This window comes from Agrobacterium sp., from assembly GCF_059499945.1.
The window spans coordinates 304,066-322,936 of sequence record NZ_JCABZP010000010.1; the positions used below are offsets into that span (position 1 = coordinate 304,066).

16 protein-coding genes are annotated in these 18,871 nt (G+C 60.1%); 5 read left to right on the top strand and 11 right to left on the bottom strand.

What is annotated here, in order from left to right; genetic code table 11:
* Positions 1-254 precede the first annotated feature (254 nt).
* Positions 255-1,724: a class II fumarate hydratase gene (gene fumC, locus AC5I5B_RS08075; protein WP_373426353.1), complete on the top strand. Its 1,470-nt coding sequence runs from the start codon at positions 255-257 to the stop codon at positions 1,722-1,724.
* 195 nt (positions 1,725-1,919) lie between these two features.
* The gene (locus AC5I5B_RS08080) at positions 1,920-2,852 is read left to right on the top strand and encodes an alpha/beta hydrolase (protein ID WP_060726281.1); all 933 of its coding nucleotides are present in this window, start codon (positions 1,920-1,922) and stop codon (positions 2,850-2,852) included.
* Between the two features lie 95 nt (positions 2,853-2,947).
* Here AC5I5B_RS08080 and pyrG read toward each other — a convergent pair whose 3' ends face one another.
* The 4 genes from pyrG to AC5I5B_RS08100 form a co-directional block, all read right to left on the bottom strand.
* Entirely contained in the window at positions 2,948-4,576 is a 1,629-nt protein-coding gene (gene pyrG, locus AC5I5B_RS08085) for a CTP synthase (protein ID WP_003502929.1), read from the bottom strand.
* Between the two features lie 159 nt (positions 4,577-4,735).
* A complete protein-coding gene (secG, locus tag AC5I5B_RS08090; protein WP_003502931.1) occupies positions 4,736-5,191 on the bottom strand; it encodes a preprotein translocase subunit SecG in 456 nt (151 codons plus the stop codon).
* A gap of 115 nt (positions 5,192-5,306) precedes the next feature.
* Positions 5,307-6,077 (bottom strand): triose-phosphate isomerase, encoded by a 771-nt coding sequence (gene tpiA / locus AC5I5B_RS08095; protein WP_087744079.1) that lies wholly within the window; start codon positions 6,075-6,077, stop codon positions 5,307-5,309.
* Positions 6,078-6,288: 211 nt separating this feature from the next.
* Complete coding sequence (locus AC5I5B_RS08100) at positions 6,289-7,170, bottom strand: alpha/beta fold hydrolase (RefSeq protein WP_080866159.1); 882 nt, start codon at positions 7,168-7,170, stop codon at positions 6,289-6,291.
* Positions 7,171-7,394: 224 nt separating this feature from the next.
* Here AC5I5B_RS08100 and parE point away from each other — a divergent pair, with 224 nt between their 5' ends.
* Both parE and AC5I5B_RS08110 read left to right on the top strand, forming a co-directional pair.
* On the top strand, positions 7,395-9,509 hold the full coding sequence (gene parE / locus AC5I5B_RS08105; protein WP_035212455.1) for a DNA topoisomerase IV subunit B: 2,115 nt from the start codon (positions 7,395-7,397) through the stop codon (positions 9,507-9,509).
* 67 nt (positions 9,510-9,576) lie between these two features.
* Positions 9,577-10,467 carry an NAD-dependent epimerase/dehydratase family protein gene (locus AC5I5B_RS08110; RefSeq protein WP_111834437.1) on the top strand — a complete coding sequence of 297 codons (891 nt, stop codon included), beginning with the start codon at positions 9,577-9,579 and terminating at the stop codon, positions 10,465-10,467.
* Positions 10,468-10,475: 8 nt separating this feature from the next.
* On the opposite strand, the gene AC5I5B_RS08115 is transcribed toward AC5I5B_RS08110, so the two are convergent.
* From AC5I5B_RS08115 to AC5I5B_RS08125, 3 genes are read right to left on the bottom strand one after another with little or no spacing between them, the layout of a single operon-like run.
* A complete protein-coding gene (locus tag AC5I5B_RS08115; RefSeq protein WP_111834438.1) occupies positions 10,476-11,084 on the bottom strand; it encodes an ATP-dependent Clp protease proteolytic subunit in 609 nt (202 codons plus the stop codon).
* A gap of 43 nt (positions 11,085-11,127) precedes the next feature.
* On the bottom strand, positions 11,128-11,484 hold the full coding sequence (locus AC5I5B_RS08120) for an SRPBCC family protein (RefSeq protein WP_003502941.1): 357 nt from the start codon (positions 11,482-11,484) through the stop codon (positions 11,128-11,130).
* The gene (locus AC5I5B_RS08125) at positions 11,481-11,795 is read right to left on the bottom strand and encodes an ArsR/SmtB family transcription factor (protein ID WP_003502944.1); all 315 of its coding nucleotides are present in this window, start codon (positions 11,793-11,795) and stop codon (positions 11,481-11,483) included. The genes AC5I5B_RS08120 and AC5I5B_RS08125 overlap by 4 nt, the downstream gene beginning before the upstream one ends.
* Before the next feature lie 156 nt (positions 11,796-11,951).
* Here AC5I5B_RS08125 and AC5I5B_RS08130 point away from each other — a divergent pair, with 156 nt between their 5' ends.
* On the top strand, positions 11,952-13,511 hold the full coding sequence (locus AC5I5B_RS08130; protein WP_107675587.1) for a phospholipase D family protein: 1,560 nt from the start codon (positions 11,952-11,954) through the stop codon (positions 13,509-13,511).
* Between the two features lie 22 nt (positions 13,512-13,533).
* On the opposite strand, the gene AC5I5B_RS08135 is transcribed toward AC5I5B_RS08130, so the two are convergent.
* The 4 genes from AC5I5B_RS08135 to AC5I5B_RS08150 all read right to left on the bottom strand — a co-directional run bounded on the left by AC5I5B_RS08135 (position 13,534) and on the right by AC5I5B_RS08150 (position 18,729).
* A complete protein-coding gene (locus AC5I5B_RS08135) occupies positions 13,534-14,367 on the bottom strand; it encodes a response regulator (protein ID WP_111834439.1) in 834 nt (277 codons plus the stop codon).
* A gap of 160 nt (positions 14,368-14,527) precedes the next feature.
* Positions 14,528-17,041: a GcvT family protein gene (locus tag AC5I5B_RS08140; protein ID WP_003502951.1), complete on the bottom strand. Its 2,514-nt coding sequence runs from the start codon at positions 17,039-17,041 to the stop codon at positions 14,528-14,530.
* A 216-nt stretch (positions 17,042-17,257) separates the two neighbouring features.
* Positions 17,258-17,620, bottom strand: coding sequence for a hypothetical protein (locus AC5I5B_RS08145; RefSeq protein ID WP_026364123.1), 363 nt, complete (start codon positions 17,618-17,620; stop codon positions 17,258-17,260).
* Entirely contained in the window at positions 17,590-18,729 is a 1,140-nt protein-coding gene (locus AC5I5B_RS08150) for a hypothetical protein (RefSeq protein WP_080866163.1), read from the bottom strand. Before AC5I5B_RS08150 ends, AC5I5B_RS08145 begins: the two co-directional genes overlap by 31 nt.
* Positions 18,730-18,871: the final 142 nt, after the last annotated feature.

Consider the following 18,871-nt stretch of genomic DNA (forward strand, 5'->3'; position numbering starts at 1 on the left):
AGCCAAAGCCATAAAAACGTAATTTCCAGAATTGGCGAGAATGGTTAAATTTCTATTTATTTCATTCACTTTACCCTGCCCCAACGGAGCGTCAGCGCACCCGGTAAAGCCCGGTTTTCCGGCCATTTCGCGTCGTAGTAAAAATGACACGCCGACGCCTTTTTCTCCGCGCACCACGCCACACGGTAAAATCGCTTTTGCACGGCGGGAAATATCTGCCTCCGCCCCATTGCAGCGCTTTCATTGCCGGCGCGATGATTCTATATATCGGCCGCGCAAGGCGGGCGAAGGCGCCGTTTTGGCGGAGGAACACGAGTAAAAAGGCAATACTGATGACAGCCACACGCACGGAAACCGATACATTTGGACCCATTGAAGTTCAGGCCGATCGCTATTGGGGCGCGCAGGCGCAGCGCTCGCTCGGCAACTTCAAGATCGGCTGGGAAAAGCAGCCCGCCTCTGTCGTTCGCGCGCTCGGCATCGTCAAGCAGGCAGCGGCCCGCGCCAACATGGCCCTGGCCGGCCTCGACCCGAAAGTCGGCGACGCCATCATCGCGGCTGCTCAGGAAGTCATCGACGGCAAGCTGACCGAACATTTCCCGCTCGTCGTCTGGCAGACCGGTTCCGGCACGCAGTCGAACATGAACGCCAACGAGGTGATTTCGAACCGCGCAATCGAAATGCTCGGCGGCGAAATGGGCACCAAGAAGCCGGTTCACCCCAACGACCACGTCAATATGAGCCAGTCCTCGAACGACACCTACCCGACGGCGATGCACATCGCCTGCGTGGAAGAGATCGTTCACCACCTGCTGCCGAGCCTGAAGCACCTGCACAAGGCGCTGGAAGCCAAGGTCAAGCAGTTCGAAAAGATCATCAAGATCGGCCGCACCCACACCCAGGATGCAACGCCGCTGACGCTCGGCCAGGAATTCTCCGGCTATGCCGCGCAGGTCTCCTCGGCCATCGCCAATATCGAAACCACCCTGCCCGCACTTTCCAAGCTCGCCCAGGGCGGCACGGCTGTAGGCACGGGCCTCAACGCCCCAATCGGCTTCGCCGAGAAGGTCGCGGAAGAAATCTCCAAGATCACCGGCCTGCCCTTCGTCACTGCGCCAAACAAGTTCGAAGCGCTCGCTTCGCACGATTCCATGGTCTTCTCCCATGGCGCGATCAATGCGGCCGCTGCAGCACTGTTCAAGATCGCCAACGACATCCGCTTCCTCGGTTCCGGCCCGCGCGCCGGTCTCGGTGAATTGTCGCTGCCGGAAAACGAGCCCGGCTCGTCGATCATGCCGGGCAAGGTGAACCCCACCCAGTCGGAAGCATTGACGCAGGTTTGCGCCCACATCTTCGGCAACAATGCAGCGCTCTCGTTTGCCGGTTCGCAGGGCCACTTCGAGCTCAACGTCTATAACCCGATGATGGCCTACAACTTCCTGCAGTCGGTCCAGCTTCTGGGCGATGCGGCCGTCTCCTTCACCGACAATTGCGTTGTCGGTATCGAGGCACGCGAAGATAACATCCGGAAGGGCGTCGAAAACTCGCTGATGCTGGTGACTGCGCTCAACAGCAAGCTCGGCTACGATATCTGCGCCAAGATCGCCAAGACCGCGCACAAGAACGGCACGACCCTGCGCGAAGAAACGGTCGGTGGCGGATACCTCACCAACGAGGAATTCGACCAGTTTGTACGCCCGGAAAACATGATCGGCCCGAAATAAGCCGGTCGGGATTTATCGCTGGAATTGGAACGGGCCTTCGGGCCCGTTTTTTATTGCCGGATGGATAAGGACAGGCTCCAAGCTGGACAGGCTGCGATGGTCCGGTATTGACCTCGCCTGCCGTTTTGAAGATCGTCCTTGTGAGCCGGTCTCCGGCGCAAATGCCGAAACCCCAAGCGCGATGAGGATGACGCCATGATATGCCGCCGCAATCTCCTGCTGGGCGGCGCGCTTTTCGCGGCGGCCTTGAAAATCCCAGATGTCTTGGCCCGGGACAGGCGGCTGCAAATACCTCTCTGGCCCGGCCCACCTCCCGGCGGCAGCGGTCCGGGTGGCGCTCTGGAGATCAGCAGGAAAGGCGCGGTCAGCAATATCAGCCTGCCGAGCCTTGAAATATTCGCACCCGAGAAACCAAACGGTTCCGCCATCATTATCGCGGGTGGCGGTGGATATAAACGCATCGAAGAAGGCAAGGAATCCTATCCTGCAGCACGCTGGCTTGCCGCAAGGGGTATCCACGCCTTCGTCCTCACCTATCGCCTGCCGATCGAAGGCTGGGTCGCCGGTCCGCTTGCCCCGCTTCAGGATGCACAGCGTGCCATCAGGCTCATCCGCGCCCGCGCTTCGCAATGGCAGATCGATACGCACAAGATCGGCGCGCTTGGCTTTTCTGCGGGCGGCCACCTGATGGGCCTGACTGCGGCCCGCTCCGCCTTCTCATCTTACGATGCCCTCGATGATATCGACAGGCAATCAGCCCGGCCGGATATCGCAGCGCTGATCTACCCGGTCATCACGCTATCGGCTCCCTATGACGATACCTCGACCCGCAAATCGCTTGTCGGCAGACATCCGACGGATGCGGCAACGCGGCAATGGTCGGTGGAAAGCCATGTGGGAAAGGATTGCCCGCCGATTTTCCTGACGCAGGCCGATGACGATCGCATTTCCGATCCGGCCAACAGCCGTATCATGCAGCAGGCCTGCGAAAAGGCCGGCGCGGATGTCGAGTTTCATCCAATCGCGTCCGGCGGTCACGGCTTTGGCATGGGCAAGCCCGGAACTCTCACCGAAGCATGGCCGACATGGTACGAAGCGTGGCTTAAGAAACGCAGCTTTCTGACCTGATGCATGGGGCGCATCGCAGCGCACCGCGCGTCCCAAGCCCATTATCACCAAACAAAAGGGCCGCAAAAGCGGCCCTCTTCATCTCATTCAAACTGTCAAACCAGCCGGCTCTGCTCCACCGCCGCCTCAACGAAGCTGGCGAAAAGCGGATGCGGATCAAGCGGGCGGCTCTTCAGTTCCGGGTGATACTGCACACCGATGAACCACGGATGGTCAGGATATTCCACCGTTTCCGGCAGGACGCCATCCGGAGACATGCCGGAGAAGACGAGGCCGCAATTTTCCAGGCGGTCCTTGTAGTCCACGTTCACCTCGTAGCGGTGGCGGTGGCGCTCGGAAATATCCGTGGTGCCGTAGATTTCGGCGATCTTGGTATCTTTCTTCAGCGCCGCCTTGTAGGCGCCAAGACGCATCGTACCGCCGAGATCGCCCTTGGAGGAGCGCTTCTCCAGCTCGTTGCCCTTGACCCATTCCGTCATCAGGCCGACGACCGGCTCGGAAGTCGGGCCGAATTCGGTGGAGGAGGCATTTTCGATGCCGGCAAGGTGACGGGCCGCTTCCACGACCGCCATCTGCATGCCGAAGCAGATGCCGAAATAGGGCACGTTGCGCTCACGCGCGAACTGCGCCGCCATGATCTTGCCTTCGGAACCACGCTCACCGAAACCACCAGGCACGAGAATGCCGTTGACCTTTTCGAGATAGGGTGTGGGATCTTCCTTTTCGAAGACCTCGGACTCGATCCATTCCAGCTTGACCTTGACGCGATTGGCAAAACCACCGTGATGCAGCGCCTCGATCAGCGACTTGTAGGCATCCTTGAGGCCGGTGTATTTGCCGACGATCGCAATCGTCACTTCGCCTTCCGGCGTGCGGATGCGGTTGCAGACCTCTTCCCACGGCTCCAGACGCGGCTTGGGCGCCGGCTCGATGCCGAAGGCGGCCAGCACTTCCGAATCGAGACCTTCCTTGTGGTAGGCAATCGGAACGTCATAGATATTCGCCACATCCAGCGCCTGGATGACGGCGGAAGGACGCACGTTGCAGAACAGCGAAAGCTTGCGGCGTTCCGCTTCCGGGATTTCCCGGTCGGCGCGCACAAGCAGGATGTCGGGGTGAATGCCGAGCGCCTGCAGTTCCTTCACGGAATGCTGGGTCGGCTTGGTCTTCAGCTCGCCGGCTGCCGGAATGTAAGGCATCAGCGTCAGGTGAAGATAGATCGCCGTGCCGCGCGGCAGGTCGTTGCCGAGCTGGCGGATCGCCTCCATGAACGGCATCGCCTCGATATCACCCACCGTGCCACCGATTTCGCAGATGACGAAGTCGTAGTCGTCATTGCCTTCGATCACGAAATCCTTGATCTCGTTGGTGACATGCGGAATGACCTGAACGGTTGCGCCGAGATAGTCGCCGCGCCGTTCCTTGTCGATGATGTTCTTGTAGATACGACCGGTCGTGATGTTGTCGGTCTTGGTGGCCGAACGCCCCGTGAAGCGCTCATAGTGGCCAAGGTCGAGGTCCGTCTCGGCACCGTCATCCGTCACGAACACTTCGCCGTGCTGTGTCGGGCTCATGGTGCCGGGATCAACGTTCAGATAGGGGTCGAGTTTGCGAAGCCGCACCCGATAACCACGGGATTGCAACAAAGCTCCGAGTGCTGCCGCGGCGATGCCCTTGCCTAGAGAGGAGACCACGCCGCCTGTGATGAATACATATCGCGCCATGGGATTCACCGGATACCTTTTTACCTCTGATTCCGCCAGCCCAAAATTAATGGTTTCGAAAATTCGCTGTTGACGAATCCGCGATGGGGCGAGCCGGAATGCGAACAAAAGAAAACCGGCAGGCTTTTGGCCTGCCGGAGCGTTAAATCAAAACCGGGCTTATTGACCGGTCGGAACTGCGTTCGGATCGGCGGGCTGCGCCGGTGCCGGGGCGGCCGTGCCGGAAGCGGCAGGGGCCGGTGTCGTCTGCGCCGGAGCGGCCGCACCATTATTTGTCGGAACGCCATTTTCAGCCGGAGCCGGGGCCGGCGTCGTTGCCGGACCGAGCGTGTCGAGAATGCCGTTGCCCTGACCCTGCGTGGCCGGAATACGGTTCAGGATGTCGGTCGGGCGCGATTCGTAGCGGGTCATAAGACCAAGGCCGAGCGACGTCAGGAAGAACAGCGCGGCGAGGATGCCGGTTGTGCGGGTCAACGCATTGGCCGTTCCGCGCGCGGACATGAAGCCCGAACCGCCGCCGATACCGAGGCCGCCGCCTTCGGAACGCTGAATCAGGACCACGCCGACAAGCGCCAGCACGATCATGAGGTGAATAACAATCAAAACGGTCTGCATGACAATCCATTCCATGCCCCGCGCGGAGCACCATAAAGAAGGTTTTGCGGCTCTTTACATGAGGCGACGGCTTATTCCAAGCCCCTTTCCCGCCACTCGTGCAGGAAAGCTTGGATCAAGCCGTCAGTTGCTCGTATGCCGCATAGATGGAAAGGAAGTCGGAAGCTTTCAAGCTCGCACCGCCAATCAGCGCACCATCGACGTTCTCGACGCCCATCAGTTCCAGCGCATTGGCCGGCTTTACCGAGCCGCCATAGAGGATGCGCATGGTCTTGCCGGCATCGCCGAAGCGCTTGACGAGTTCGTCGCGCATGAAGGCATGGGCCTCGCGCACGTCTTCGACCGTCGGCGTCAGGCCCGTGCCGATTGCCCAGACAGGCTCATAGGCGATGACGGTATTTTCGGCCGTCGCCTCATCCGGCAGCGAGCCGGCAAGCTGGCGCTTGAGAATATCGAGCGTCTGGCCCGCCTTGCGCTCATCCGCCGTCTCGCCGATGCAGACGATGGCGATGAGGTCGGCCTGATGGGCGGCAGAGGTCTTGGCGCGGACCAGATGATCCGTCTCGGCATGGTCGGTGCGGCGCTCGGAATGGCCGACGATGACATGGGTGCCGAAGCAGTCGGCGATCATCTCGGCGGAAATATCGCCGGTATGAGCGCCGGATGCGTTCTGGTGGCAATCCTGCGCGCCGATCATCAGCGGGCTGTCATCACAGAGCGCTGTTGCGACATAGAGCAGTGTCGAGGGCGGGCAGATCAGCGCATCCACCTTTTCGGACAGCGCGCCCTTGACGCCTTCTGCCATGGCCTTGATCTGATCGAGCGAGGCACGGGTGCCGTTCATCTTCCAGTTTCCGGCAACAAGCGGTCGAACATTCGGCGTCATGCGTATCCATTCCCTTTGTCTCTGGCCCCGCCTTTGGCGGCGCCCCATCCCTCAGCCGCAAGCGGCCCTTAATCACGACAGAAATACTGCCGGAAATCCCGGGATATTCCTTTAACCGCAGAAGGCCGCAAATGGTACAAAAAAGCGGCCCTTAGGTTCAAAACGACGGCCGATTTCGCAAATTTCACCGCCGCTGACCCAAATTGAGGCCTCAGCGGCTCAAAATCCAGTTCAAAACCGCCCGCCAGTCGGTCATGCGCACCGGCGTGCCGTGGCTGCCGGTCTCATACCGCGTGAACCGCGCCGGCTCACCGGCCTTCAGCAGGGTACGGAAGATCGTCGCCTGCTGATCGACCGAATAGACCTTGTCGGCGCTGCCATGGGTGAACCACACCGGCTTCCTGGCCTTGGCAAAGGCACTTTTCGGAAAATCGGGATCGACCGCACCACCGAGGATCGCCATGCCCTTGAGGTTGGCGACAGCAGCCTTGTCGCGGCTGATGCCATAGCAGATGAAGCTGCCCATCGAGGCACAGGTCAGTACGACCGGCTTCCCGCCCGATTTTTTGGCCGCATCGGCAATCAGCGCCGCGACATCTGCAACGCCGTTCTCATCGAAGGAACGCACGCTCGGCGCATAATAGGTGCCACCATTGGCGACGGCCAGATTCTTCAGCCGGTTGAAGTTGCCGCCGAAGGTGTAGTCATTCATGCCGAGCCGCCGGTCACCGCCGCGCCCGTGGATGAAGATGACGGTGAATGCCTGACCGCTTGCCGGCCCGACGCGCCCCACCTCGAGCGCCCTGCCCTCGACCGACACGGTTTCAAGCGCCTGCGCCTTCTTCGGCGTCATATCGACATATTGCCGCTTCACCCGCCGCTCCGGCACTTCGTCGCGGCCGTTGATGTCGCGCATTTCCTGATAGTCGATGACCTCGGATGCGCCGCCATCTCCGGTGGAAAGCAACGTCTGGGCGGAAAACAGCTCATCCTTGAAGGGGCGCAGCGGCCCGTCGGAGGCCGAAGCCGCAACCGGCATGGCCGCAACAGTCAGGCTGAAAAGAGTACAAAACGTGAAATGAGCTGTGGACATGCCTTGGCTAACCGTTCATTCGTGGCTGCGAGACTTGCCATTGCAAGGCCGGCAGCGCAATCCTCCTGTTGCGAAACCCTGACACAATCGTGGCATAGGATGCGCCGCGTTTGCCCGACGGACCCACTTCAATCGGACGGGAACCGCGTTTGGCGTTATGATTGACGCTACTGGCATAATGATTCGCATGGCGAAATTCTGACACACGCTTTTGAACTTTGGACATGATGGACGACAGCAACGATCTCTTCTCCGGTCTTCCGGCAGCACGAAACAGCGATACGGAAACGAACGAGGACGCCGCGAAGACGCCGGCGACCGCGGCCGCCAACGTGCCCGCCAACCTGAATGTGCAGCCGAAACCCGCAGCCGTTGCGGCCGTCACGCCGCCTGCCCCCGTGTCTCCTTCTGGTGACGACTACGGTGCTTCGTCGATCCGCGTGCTCGAAGGGCTGGAACCGGTGCGCATGCGCCCCGGCATGTATATTGGCGGCACCGATGAAAAGGCGCTGCACCACCTCTTTGCCGAAGTCATCGACAACTCCATGGACGAGGCCGTCGCCGGCCACGCCAACTTCATCGAAGTCCATCTCGATACCGAAGGTTTCCTGACAGTCACCGATAACGGCCGTGGTATTCCCGTGGAAAACCATCCGCAGGTTCCGGGCAAGTCGACGCTCGAAGTCATCATGACCAAGCTGCATGCCGGCGGCAAGTTCGACGGCAAGGCCTATGAGACATCGGGCGGCCTGCACGGCGTCGGCGTGTCCGTGGTCAATGCGCTGTCCGATCTTCTGGAAGTGGAAGTGGCGCGTAATCGCAAGCTTTACCGCCAGCGTTTTTCGCGCGGCGCGCCGATCGGCGGGCTGGAGGAGCTGGGCGACGTGCACAACCGTCGCGGCACCCGCGTGCGTTTCCATCCGGACCCGCAAATCTTTGGCGATCACGCCAAGTTCGAACCGGCCCGCATCTTCCGCATGGCCCGCTCCAAGGCCTATCTCTTCGGCGGCGTCGAAATCCGCTGGAGTTGCGATCCCGGCATGGTGCCGGCCGGCGGCGAAATCCCTGAGAAGGCCGTGTTCCATTTCCCCGGCGGCCTCAAGGATTATCTTGCCGCCACGCTCGGCAAGGAATTCACCGTCACCCGCGAGATTTTCTCTGGCCGCACCGAAAAGACCGGCGGCCACGGCGCGCTGGAATGGGCCGTCACCTGGTATGGCGGCGATACGCAGATTCATTCCTATTGCAACACCATCCCGACGCCCGAAGGCGGCACGCATGAGGCGGGTTTCCGCATCGCGCTCACCAAGGGCCTCAAAAATTACGCTGATCTGACGCAGAACAAGCGCGCCAAGGACATCACCACCGACGACGTGATGATCTCTGCCGCCGGCATGCTCTCGGTCTTCATCCGCGAGCCTGAATTCGTCGGCCAGACCAAGGACAAGCTCGCCACCGTCGAGGCCCAGCGCATCGTTGAAAACGCGCTGCGCGATCCCTTCGACCACTATCTCGCCGGCAATCCGGGCGAAGCGGCGAAGCTGCTCGACTGGGTGATCGAGCGCGCCGAAGAGCGCCTGCGCCGCCGCAAGGAAAAAGAAGTCAACCGCAAGACCGCGGTGCGCAAGCTGCGCCTGCCCGGCAAGCTGGCGGACTGCGCCCAGAACACGGCGGAAAATGCGGAACTCTTCATCGTCGAGGGTGACTCGGCGGGCGGCTCCGCCAAGCAGGCCCGCAACCGCGCCAATCAGGCCATTCTGCCGCTGCGCGGCAAGATCCTCAACGTCGGCAGCGCCAGCCGCGAAAAGCTCTCGGCCAACCAGCAGATCGCCGATCTCATCCAGGCGCTCGGCTGCGGCACCCGCACCAAATACCGCGAAGAAGACCTGCGGTATGAACGCATCATCATCATGACCGATGCCGATGTCGACGGCGCCCATATCGCCTCGCTGCTCATCACCTTCTTCTATCAGGAAATGCCGGAACTCATTCGCGGCAATCACCTCTATCTGGCGGTGCCGCCGCTCTACGTCATCCGTCAGGGCGCCAAGAGCGCCTATGCCCGCGACGACGCCCACCGCGCCGAACTGATGGAAACCGTCTTCAAGGGCAAGAAGGTCGAAATCGGCCGCTTCAAAGGCCTTGGCGAAATGATGGCCCAGCAGCTGAAGGAAACCACCATGGATCCCGAAAAGCGCACCTTGCTGCGCGTCGAGATCGACGATGTGGATTTCGAAGGCACCCGCGAGGCCGTCGACAATCTGATGGGCACCAAGGCCGATGCCCGCTTCCGTTTCATTCAGGAACGAGCGGCCTTCGCGGATAATCTGGATATCTGATCATCCGGATGCACCCCTGAAAGGCAGCGCATGGCGCTGCCTTTTGTGTTGATGTGGAGGGAACCTCATGCGGATAGTGCTGACGGGCAGTTCCGGTCGGGTCGGCCGCGCGATTTTCAGCGCCCTGGCCGGCAGGCACGATGTTACCGGCATTGACCGCTCCCCCTTTTCCACCACTCACATTGTCGGCGATTTCGCGGACATAAAACTGCTGCGTTCCGCTCTGGAGCGAGCGGATGCGGTGATCCATGCGGCAGCGCTCCATGCACCGCATGTCGGCATCGTTCCAGACGCAGAATTTCAGCGCATCAACGTCGACGGGACGCGCATGCTGGCGGAAGCGGCCATGGCGGCGGGTGTGCCACGGCTGGTTTTCACCAGCACCACGGCGCTTTACGGACAGGCGGTATCTGCAGGGTCCTGCACATTTATCGATGAAGAGACGCCGCCCCGGCCGAAAAGCATCTATCACCGCACCAAGCTCGAAGCCGAGCAGGTGCTGGCGGAGATGGCCGGCCCGCATCTCGCCGTGCGCGTGCTGCGCATGTCCAGAAGTTTCCCGGAGCCCGCCGATGTGATGGCGGCCTACCGGCTGCATCGCGGCGTCGATATCCGCGATGTCGCCGATGCCCATGTGCAGGCGCTGAGCAATGCTGGAGACGATTTCCAACGCTATATCATATCGGCCGCGACCCCGTTTTCCGCTGATGACTGCGACATTCTCGCTCGGGATGCAGCCTTCATCCTGCGGCAGCGGACCCCGGCCCTCGCCGCCACTTTCGCGCAGATGGGGTGGACGTTGCCGGCGACCATTGACCGGATCTATTCACCCGCACGCGCCGCAGAGGGGCTGGGCTGGACATCCCGCTTCGGTTTCGAGGAAGTAGTGGCTGAGCTTGCCCGGTGCAGCCTGGAAGTCCTGCCAGCAGGCGCCAATATCAGCCGGAAATCCGAGTAAGTCCGGCCCTATGCCGCCGCATCCTCGCGGACTTCCAGAATGCGGTCGATCAGGCCCCATTCCAGAGCCTCCTGCACCGTCATGAAGCGGTCGCGATCCATCGCCCTCTCGAACTCCTCGTAGCTGCGCCCGCAATGTTCGGCATAAAGCCGCGTCATGCGGTGTTTTGTCTGCCTGATTTCCTCGGCGTGGATAAGCATGTCCGACGCCTGCCCCTGAAAACCGCCTGATGGCTGGTGAATGAGGATGCTGGCATTGGGCAGCGCCGTCCGCGTGCCGGGTTCGCCCGCCATCAGCAGGAACGAGCCCATGGAACGGGCCGTCCCCATGCACAAGGTATGCACCGGCGCGCGAATGTAACGCATCGTGTCATACATGGCGAAACCGCTGGTCACCATGCCACCCGGCGAATTGATGTAGAGATGGATCGGCTTCTTCGGGTTTTCCGCTTCAAGAAACAGCAATTGCGCGCAAACCAGCGCGGAAACCGTATCGTTCACCTCTCCGTTGAGGAAGATGATCCTCTCGCGCAACAGGCGGGAGTAGATGTCGAAAGACCTTTCTCCCCTTGACGACTGTTCGACTACCATAGGGACGAGTTGCATCGTTTCGCGCATCGGCGAACTCCTGTCGTTTAAGAATATTGGGAAACGTGCCGGATCAGGCTGCGAGCTTGATCGGCGAACCGTTGTGGTTTGCGGCGGCCTTCGTCATGCGGCCGGTATTTACGGGCAGGTCATGAATGATGCGCAGGCTGGTGCCGCCACGGTCATTCGCTGCGATCTGGAACGTGACGGTGCTTTCCAGAAATGGCGGATGATCCTCCCGCAGCCGGTAGCAGACCTCCTGCCCCGGCGTGGTTTTTATCGCCTCTGATTCCGCCAGGGCTTGCCTCGGCAACCAGTGTTCGCGAAAAGCGGGAATGCTGATCGCACGCCACACTTTCTGCGGCGGCTCGTCCAGATCATATTCAAGCTCCAGACCGTTTTTCGGTGCTTCCGGTATTTGCCTGTTCATTGATCCATATCCTTCAGCAGGAGCTTCAGAGCCTCGATGCGCTGCGGCCAATAGGCGCGATATTTGGCGAGCCATGCCGCAATGCGGGTCAATCCTCCCGGATCGACCTCATAATTGACGAAACGGCCCTGCCGTCTTTCAACCACCAGCCCCGCCCCGCGCAGGACAGAAAGATGCTGCGACATGGCCGGCTGGCTAATCTCGATGCCTTCGCGCAAGGCGGAAGCGTTCATGGCGCCGTCCGCCAGCTTCTCGAAAATGGCGCGGCGTGTCGGATCGGCCAGCGCACGGAAAATATCGTTCTCAGTCATGACAACACATAAGCACACACTTATCTGATTCACAAGTCCCTTCGGCGGGCGGAAGGCAGCGTTTTTCATCCACAGCGTCCAATTCCGTGAACGCTTTCTCCCCTCGCGCGTTTTCACTGCGCCTGATACTCTTCGGGCCGGGAGCGATCAAAACAAGTGACTGCATTTACGGTCTTCATCATCATCATTCTTCTCCTGGTCATAGGACCGAGCCTGTTCGTCGTCATCGGCAAGCAGCGGGAAAAGGCCATTCCCAAGCGCCCTTCCACCGCCCTGCCCGTTGCCGAAGATGAAACGGCGCTGGACCGGCACTGGCAATCGATCAGAAACGGCTGGAACGAGAAGAATGCGCTCTGCCTCTTACATTCCAATCTCGATGCCTTTGCGGTGCGCGTGGCGGCGGCCCGGGCGGCGGGGCGCAGCCTCGATCTCATGTATTACATGTGGAATGCCGACCTGACCGGACGGCTGATGATGCGCGAAGTCATCGCCGCCGCCGATCGCGGTGTGCGCGTGCGTCTGCTCCTCGACGATCTCGGCGTTTCCATCTCAGACCGTATCTTCCACGCCATCGACAGCCACCCCAATATCGAACTCAGGCTGTTCAATCCCACCCGGGCGCGGGAAAACATGCTGCATCGAGGCATCGAACTGGTGCTGCGTTTCCGAAGCGTCAACCGGCGCATGCATAACAAGGCGTGGATTGCCGATGGGCGGGCCGTGATCGTCGGCGGACGCAATATTGGCGACGCCTATTTCGATGCCGCCGAGCGCGCGAATTTCCATGATTTCGATATTCTCGGTTTCGGCAGGATCGTCGCCGACGCCACCGAAATATTCGACGATTACTGGAACAGCGCCGTTTCCGTTCCCGTGCGGTCGCTTCTGGCAAGACGGCCAAACAAACTCGCCAAATTGCGCCGCGAACTGGATGCCCTGCCGAAAAGCGAGGCGGCCAAACCCTATCTGGAACGCGTCGAAAGCCAGCATGGCCGCGACCATTTCCTGATGTCGGACCGTCTGCACTGGGTCGAGGCGGCGGATATCCTCGCCGACCCGCCGGAGAAAGCGGCGGGCAAACGCCGCAAGGGTCATAACTTCCTGATGGAGAGCCTGCTGCCGCTGATGCAGGCGGCGGGTGACAGCCTGCACATCACCTCCCCCTATTTCATTCCCGGCAAACAGGGGGTGGGAATATTCCTGCAACTCGCCGAAAATGGCGTGTCAGTCGCCATCCTCACCAATTCGCTGGCGGCGACCGATGTTGCCGCCGTTCACGCCGGTTATGCCCGCTATCGAAAACCGCTTCTCTCCGGCGGGGTGCATCTGCATGAGCTGCGCGCGCAGGCGGATCAGTCGAACTTCACCCTGCGCGGCTCGGGACAGGCGAGCCTGCACACCAAGGCCTTCACCCGTGATGGCAAGAGCGGCTATATCGGCTCGCTCAACTTCGATCCACGCTCCGCCTCGCTCAATACGGAAATGGGCGTCGTGTTCAACTCAGCCCCGCTGGTTGCCCGCATGGATGAGATATTCGCCGACGAAATCCGCCGCACCATGAGCTTCGAGCTGGAAATCGACAAAGGCAGGCACATTGTCTGGATGACGGAAGAACAGGGGCGGACGAAAACCTACCGGCGCGAACCCGACGCCGCCATCAGCCGCCGCATCGTCGCCGGTATCATGCGCTTCCTGCCGTTTGAATCGCAGCTTTGACAGGCCGTCACGCCGCTCCCCTTCAGGCCGCCGGCCTGCCCCCCGCTTTCGCCAGCCGTATCTGAACCAGCGTATCGAGGTTCTGATTGACGCGGCAATAGAACTCCTCGTCGATGAAGGGCCGCAGCATGAAATCATTGCCGCCCGCCTTCAGGAACCGTGCGGAAAGCAGCCGGTTGGTGGAGGAAGACACGCCGATGATGCGCAGCTCATGCGACCCGCGCACGGTGCGGATGCGCCGCGTCAGTTCGAAGCCGTCAATGTCGGGCATGTTATAGTCGGTCACCACGAGGCCAATATCGGAATTGGCCTTCAGGATTTCGAGCGCCTTGGCGCCGCTATCTGCCAGGCTGACGCGGAAATTATAGCGCTTGAGACGGCTCGAAAGCAGCGCCCGCGCCGTCGGGCTGTCATCAACGATCAGCACATGGTGGCGGTGGTTGGTGAGAAAGCGGCAGACGGATTCCGTCAGCATATCCACGGCGAAAATATTGTCCTTCAGGATATAATCGACCACATCCTTGGCGATCAGCGTTTCGCGCGTCCCCTCGTGAAAGGTGCTGGTGAAAACGATGGTCGGGATCGAAAGATCGATCAGATATTCCAGCGCCTCGCCCTTTTCCGCCCCCGGCAGGTTGATGTTGGAAATCGCCAGCGTCACCGGTTCGGGAGAATGTTCGTAACAGGCCTGCAACTCCTCGAAATTGCGGCACACTTCCACGGTAACGCCCAGTAATTCATTCAGGCGCATGCTCACCATCTGGGTGAACACATTTGTATCTTCCGCCAGCAAGATGCGGCTGTTGGTAAAAGGCACGCCAGAATATTGCATGCCCGTAATGCCCAGGAAATTCATTCTGCCCCGATCCCCCATCGTATGTCAGGGAAAGATAGCAGGCTCATTTTTCAGAATGATTAATAACACTTTTGCGTGAAAGCCAGTTGAGCACATGCTTACTTAAAAGGAAATACGGCCCGCGAGGGGCCGTATTCCGACTTTGGGAGGGGATGTGGTCTTATACGCGCAGAAGCGCATTTTCGGTGTCGAACGGGCTCTCTTCAACCACTTCGGCATCATAGGACGTGCCGAGAATGCGGATCTTGAGCTTGGTGCCGACGGCCGCATAATCCGGCTTGAGCATAGCGAGCGCAATTGACTTGCCCATGCGCCAGCCGAAACCGCCGCTTGTCACGCGGCCAGCAAGCACGCCGTTTTCATCAACGATTGCTTCCGAACCGCGCGCATCGACATCCGTATTGCCTGATACGGTCAGCGTCGAGAACACCCATTTCGCGCCGGCTTCCTTGTAAGCCACCAGCGCATCGCGGCCGATGAAGGATTTTTCCGGGCGCACGAAGCGGTCGAGGCCGGATTCATAGGCGTTATATTCAACCGACAGTTCGCGGCCCATATTGCGGTAGGATTTTTCGAGCGACATGGACACCATGGCGCGAATACCGAAAGGCTTGATGCCGAATTCGGCGCCCGCTTCCATCAGCCGGTCGAAGATGTAGTTCTGCATCTCGATCGGATGGTGTAGTTCCCAGCCCAGTTCGCCCACGAAGTTGACGCGCAGCGCATGCGCCGTCGCCACGCCGACGGAAATCTGCTTGCCGGTGAGCCAGGGGAAATCCTTGTTATCAAGGCTGGTGCGAGTAAGCTTCTTCAGGAGATCGCGCGACTTCGGACCGGCCAGAACCAGCACGCCGTATTTCTGCGTGATCGGCTGCAGCACCACGGACCCGTCGGTGGGCGCAAGGCGGCGCAGCACGTCATGGTCATGCGTCTCGAGACCACCGGCCGAAACCATGTAGAAGCGGCCCGGCGCCCACTCATAGACGGTGAATTCCGCCTTCACGCCGCCAGTCGGCGTCAGAAGATGGGTGAGCGCGATGCGGCCACGCTTCTTCGGCACGATGTTGGCGAGAATGCTGTCGAGCCATGCCCGTGCACCGGGGCCGGAAACCTCCATCTTCGCGAAGGCGGACATATCAAGCACGCCGACATTCTGGTGAACGTTCTTCACCTCGTTGCCGACATGTTCGAAATAATTCGAGCGGCGGAAGGACCATTTTTCAACGATACGGCCATCATCCAGAGCCGGCGCATGATTGTGGCTGGTGATGACATCGGCCCCCACGCCCAAGTCTTCCTCGCGCAGCGAATAACCTTCCGGCGCATACCAGTTGGCACGTTCCCAGCCATAAACCGAGCCGAACACGCCGCCGAGCTTCTTCAGGCGGTCATAAACCGGCGTGGTCTTCAGCGGACGGGCGGCGGAACGCTCCTCATCCGGATAATGCATGGTGAAGACGTTGGCATAGGCTTCCTCGTTCTTGGCGATGAGGTAACCTTCCGTTGCGTAAGGCCCGAAGCGGCGCGGATCGACACCCATCAGGTCGAGCGTCGGCTCGCCGTCGACGATCCATTCGGCCAGCTGCCAGCCGGCGCCGCCGGCGGCGGTGATGCCGAAGGAATGGCCTTCGTTCAGCCAGAAATTCTTCAGGCCCGGTGCGGGACCGACAATCGGGTTGCCGTCGGGCGTATAGGCGATAGCACCGTTATAGACCTTCTTGATGCCCACTTCGCCGAAGGCCGGAACACGCACCATGGCGGTTTCGATATGCGGCATCAGGCGGTCGAGTTCTTCCTGGAACAGCTCATATTCGCTGTCGTCGGAGGGGCCGTCGACATAACAGACCGGCGCGCCGACTTCGTAAGGACCGAGGATCAGACCGCCCGCTTCTTCGCGCATATACCAGGCCGAGTCGGATTCGCGCAGAACGCCCATTTCCGGCAGGCCCTGGCGGCGACGTTCCTGAATGGCCGGGTGCGGCTCGGTAACGATATACTGATGTTCGACCGGAATGACCGGAATGTTGATGCCGACCATCTCGCCGGTCTTGCGGGCAAAGGAGCCCGTGCAGGAGATAATATGTTCGGCGATGATCTCGCCCTTATCCGTCGTCACCTTCCAGTGACCGTCTTCCAGCTGCTCGATGGCGGTGACGGTGGTGTTGCGATAGATGGTCGCGCCACGATCACGCGCACCCTTGGCCAGCGCCTGCGTCAGATCGGCGGGCTGGATATAACCGTCATCCGGATGCTGGATGGCGCCCAGCAGGCCGTCCGTCTCGCAGAGCGGCCAGATTTCCTTCACCTGCTCCGGCGTCAGCATGTTGACCCGCACACCGATGGTCTCGGCAATGCCGGCATAATACATATATTCGTCCCAGCGATCCTTGGTGCGGGCGAGACGGATGTTGGAGACCTTGGAGAAGCCGACATTCATGCCGGTCTCTTCCTGAAGCTCCTCATAGAACTTGACGGAATATTTGTGGATCTGGCCGACCGAATAGCTCATGTTGAACAGCGGCAGAAGCCCGGCGGCATGCCAGGTGGAACCCGAGGTGAGCTCCTTGCGCTCGATGAGAACGCTGTCGCTCCAGCCCTTCTTGGCAAGATGATAAAGCGTCGAAACGCCGACGACGCCGCCACCGATCACCACCGCCCGTGCATGTGTCTTCATTTACAGAACCCCTGAAAAGCGCCGGCCTTGCCTTATTCCGCCGACATTGGATGGGAGGAATATGAAGCGCTTGTCGACCGTTCAGCCGCCTGATTGCGACATGGCCATAGGGTGCTGCGACAGGGAAGAAATTGCCTCCACCGGGGTGGGCTTTGGTTCGACTGCCGCCGCCCCTGTGGAGACGGCGACACAGGCTGGATAGTATCGATCCGATATTCAGGGTGACCGATTCTGAAGCTGCTTCTGCATCTCAAGCATCTTGGGCTGATCCAGTTTGAATTCTTCGAACATGTTGTTGCCGGGAATAATTATCGTTTCCTTGAAAACGGAGGCTCCAGGCAGATTGTGAATGCCTCCTCCCCCTGCTGCCGGTGGTGGAGAGACCGGAGGCTTACCTGGAACACTGACGATTGGAGTTTCGCAAGGCGGAATCTCAAATTGGCAATCGGCGTTGATCGGGGAACCGTTGCCACCAACAGGCTGCGAGAGGGCATTTTGAGTACTGGCGAGAAAGAAGCAGAAAAGTCCGAACAAAATCGATGCGTTTTTCATTTCTGCGCCTCCGTTGATGTCGCGCATGCCAGCGTCGTGCCTTTTACTTTCTCATCGGCGGCTGCCTTTGCCAGATCATCCCTCCAGGCAGGTGTACTGCCGCGCATACCCAGCGAAACGGAATTGAAACCAATAACGAGGGGCCGGGCAAAACGACGTTCGGAGAACAGGCCCGAACTATTGGCGCTGCGGATGGTATTTTCAGCAGCGAGCTTTTCCTTCACGGCGGCGTTCGCCGGGGTTTCCTTGGGTCGGTCGGTTGCCGCCGAATTCACGGCATCCTGCAATTGCTTCATGTCTGGCTTGCTACCGGCCAGATTGGCCTCAACCAACCGGCCACGGCCGTTGGTGACCTTCACACCACGCGTCAGGAATGCCTGGCGCACCACAAGCAGCCGGATGTCGTAGATGTAGCGCAGACCGCAATCCTTGGTTTCCGCACTTCTCAAAATGTCGCGGCCGAGAATATAGGACAGCTTCTCCCGCAGATATTCATCGTTACAAAGAAGCTGCGTTTTCTCGCCGGCACAAAACTGAATCAATGCGTATTGAGCGTGAAAAGGATTGATGGCGTACGTCTGAACGTTCTGCAGCTCGATTTCCTCGACATCCGCACGCGCGCCGCCGAAACCGATAGTGTTCCAGAGCCCGGCCATACCTTCTCGTCGCTCGATCTTGATAACCGGGAAAAGCACATCCTTCACCTCGAGACCCGACGTCTTGCCATTATTCTGGACTTCGGTGCGCGGCTGCGAAAGAGCAAGCTTTTCCTCACTCTGCTGCCAGGTATTGTCGCCGAAATAAGGGGCTTCCGATTTCAGGGAAAGGTATCGTCGAAGATCCGGTATCTGCGTCACCTTGACGTAGCGGCCGATGAAGGATTCGCTCTGGAGGTCGTCCGGCAGGGATTTGAACTTGTGGCCTGAATCTACGACCTCGGCGATGATATCGCCAACGTAAATGTCCTCCTGGGGCGGGTAGACCGGCGTGATACCCAACCGGCGGATGGATTCGTTCCAGCGTTTGGGCAGGTAATCGTCGGTCACATCCGTCTCGCCCATCAGGAAAAACAGACCCGCCGAGCCGATAGCGACCCCCGCCGTCAGAAGGGACAGCCGGGCGGCGTGGGGCTGCATCCACGCCCAAAAACCCTTCAGTCTTTCCCGAAGAGATGTTTTTGCAGAAACCGGGCCCGGAGGCTGGGCAGGCTGGGCAGGCTGGGCAGGCTGGGCAGGCTGGGCAGGCTGGGCAGGCTGGGCAGGCTGGGCAGGCTGGGCA

Excerpts from the sequence above, each read along its gene's own strand:
- fumC (WP_373426353.1), top strand. The coding sequence starts at position 255 with ATGATTCTATATATCGGCCGCGCAAGGCGGGCGAAGGCGCCGTTTTGG.
- AC5I5B_RS08080 (WP_060726281.1), top strand. The coding sequence starts at position 1,920 with ATGATATGCCGCCGCAATCTCCTGCTGGGCGGCGCGCTTTTCGCGGCG.
- pyrG (WP_003502929.1), bottom strand. The coding sequence starts at position 4,576 with ATGGCGCGATATGTATTCATCACAGGCGGCGTGGTCTCCTCTCTAGGC.
- secG (WP_003502931.1), bottom strand. The coding sequence starts at position 5,191 with ATGCAGACCGTTTTGATTGTTATTCACCTCATGATCGTGCTGGCGCTT.
- tpiA (WP_087744079.1), bottom strand. The coding sequence starts at position 6,077 with ATGACGCCGAATGTTCGACCGCTTGTTGCCGGAAACTGGAAGATGAAC.
- AC5I5B_RS08100 (WP_080866159.1), bottom strand. The coding sequence starts at position 7,170 with ATGTCCACAGCTCATTTCACGTTTTGTACTCTTTTCAGCCTGACTGTT.
- parE (WP_035212455.1), top strand. The coding sequence starts at position 7,395 with ATGATGGACGACAGCAACGATCTCTTCTCCGGTCTTCCGGCAGCACGA.
- AC5I5B_RS08110 (WP_111834437.1), top strand. The coding sequence starts at position 9,577 with ATGCGGATAGTGCTGACGGGCAGTTCCGGTCGGGTCGGCCGCGCGATT.
- AC5I5B_RS08115 (WP_111834438.1), bottom strand. The coding sequence starts at position 11,084 with ATGCGCGAAACGATGCAACTCGTCCCTATGGTAGTCGAACAGTCGTCA.
- AC5I5B_RS08120 (WP_003502941.1), bottom strand. The coding sequence starts at position 11,484 with ATGAACAGGCAAATACCGGAAGCACCGAAAAACGGTCTGGAGCTTGAA.
- AC5I5B_RS08125 (WP_003502944.1), bottom strand. The coding sequence starts at position 11,795 with ATGACTGAGAACGATATTTTCCGTGCGCTGGCCGATCCGACACGCCGC.
- AC5I5B_RS08135 (WP_111834439.1), bottom strand. The coding sequence starts at position 14,367 with ATGAATTTCCTGGGCATTACGGGCATGCAATATTCTGGCGTGCCTTTT.
- AC5I5B_RS08140 (WP_003502951.1), bottom strand. The coding sequence starts at position 17,041 with ATGAAGACACATGCACGGGCGGTGGTGATCGGTGGCGGCGTCGTCGGC.
- AC5I5B_RS08145 (WP_026364123.1), bottom strand. The coding sequence starts at position 17,620 with ATGCGCGACATCAACGGAGGCGCAGAAATGAAAAACGCATCGATTTTG.
- AC5I5B_RS08150 (WP_080866163.1), bottom strand. The coding sequence starts at position 18,729 with ATGCAGCCCCACGCCGCCCGGCTGTCCCTTCTGACGGCGGGGGTCGCT.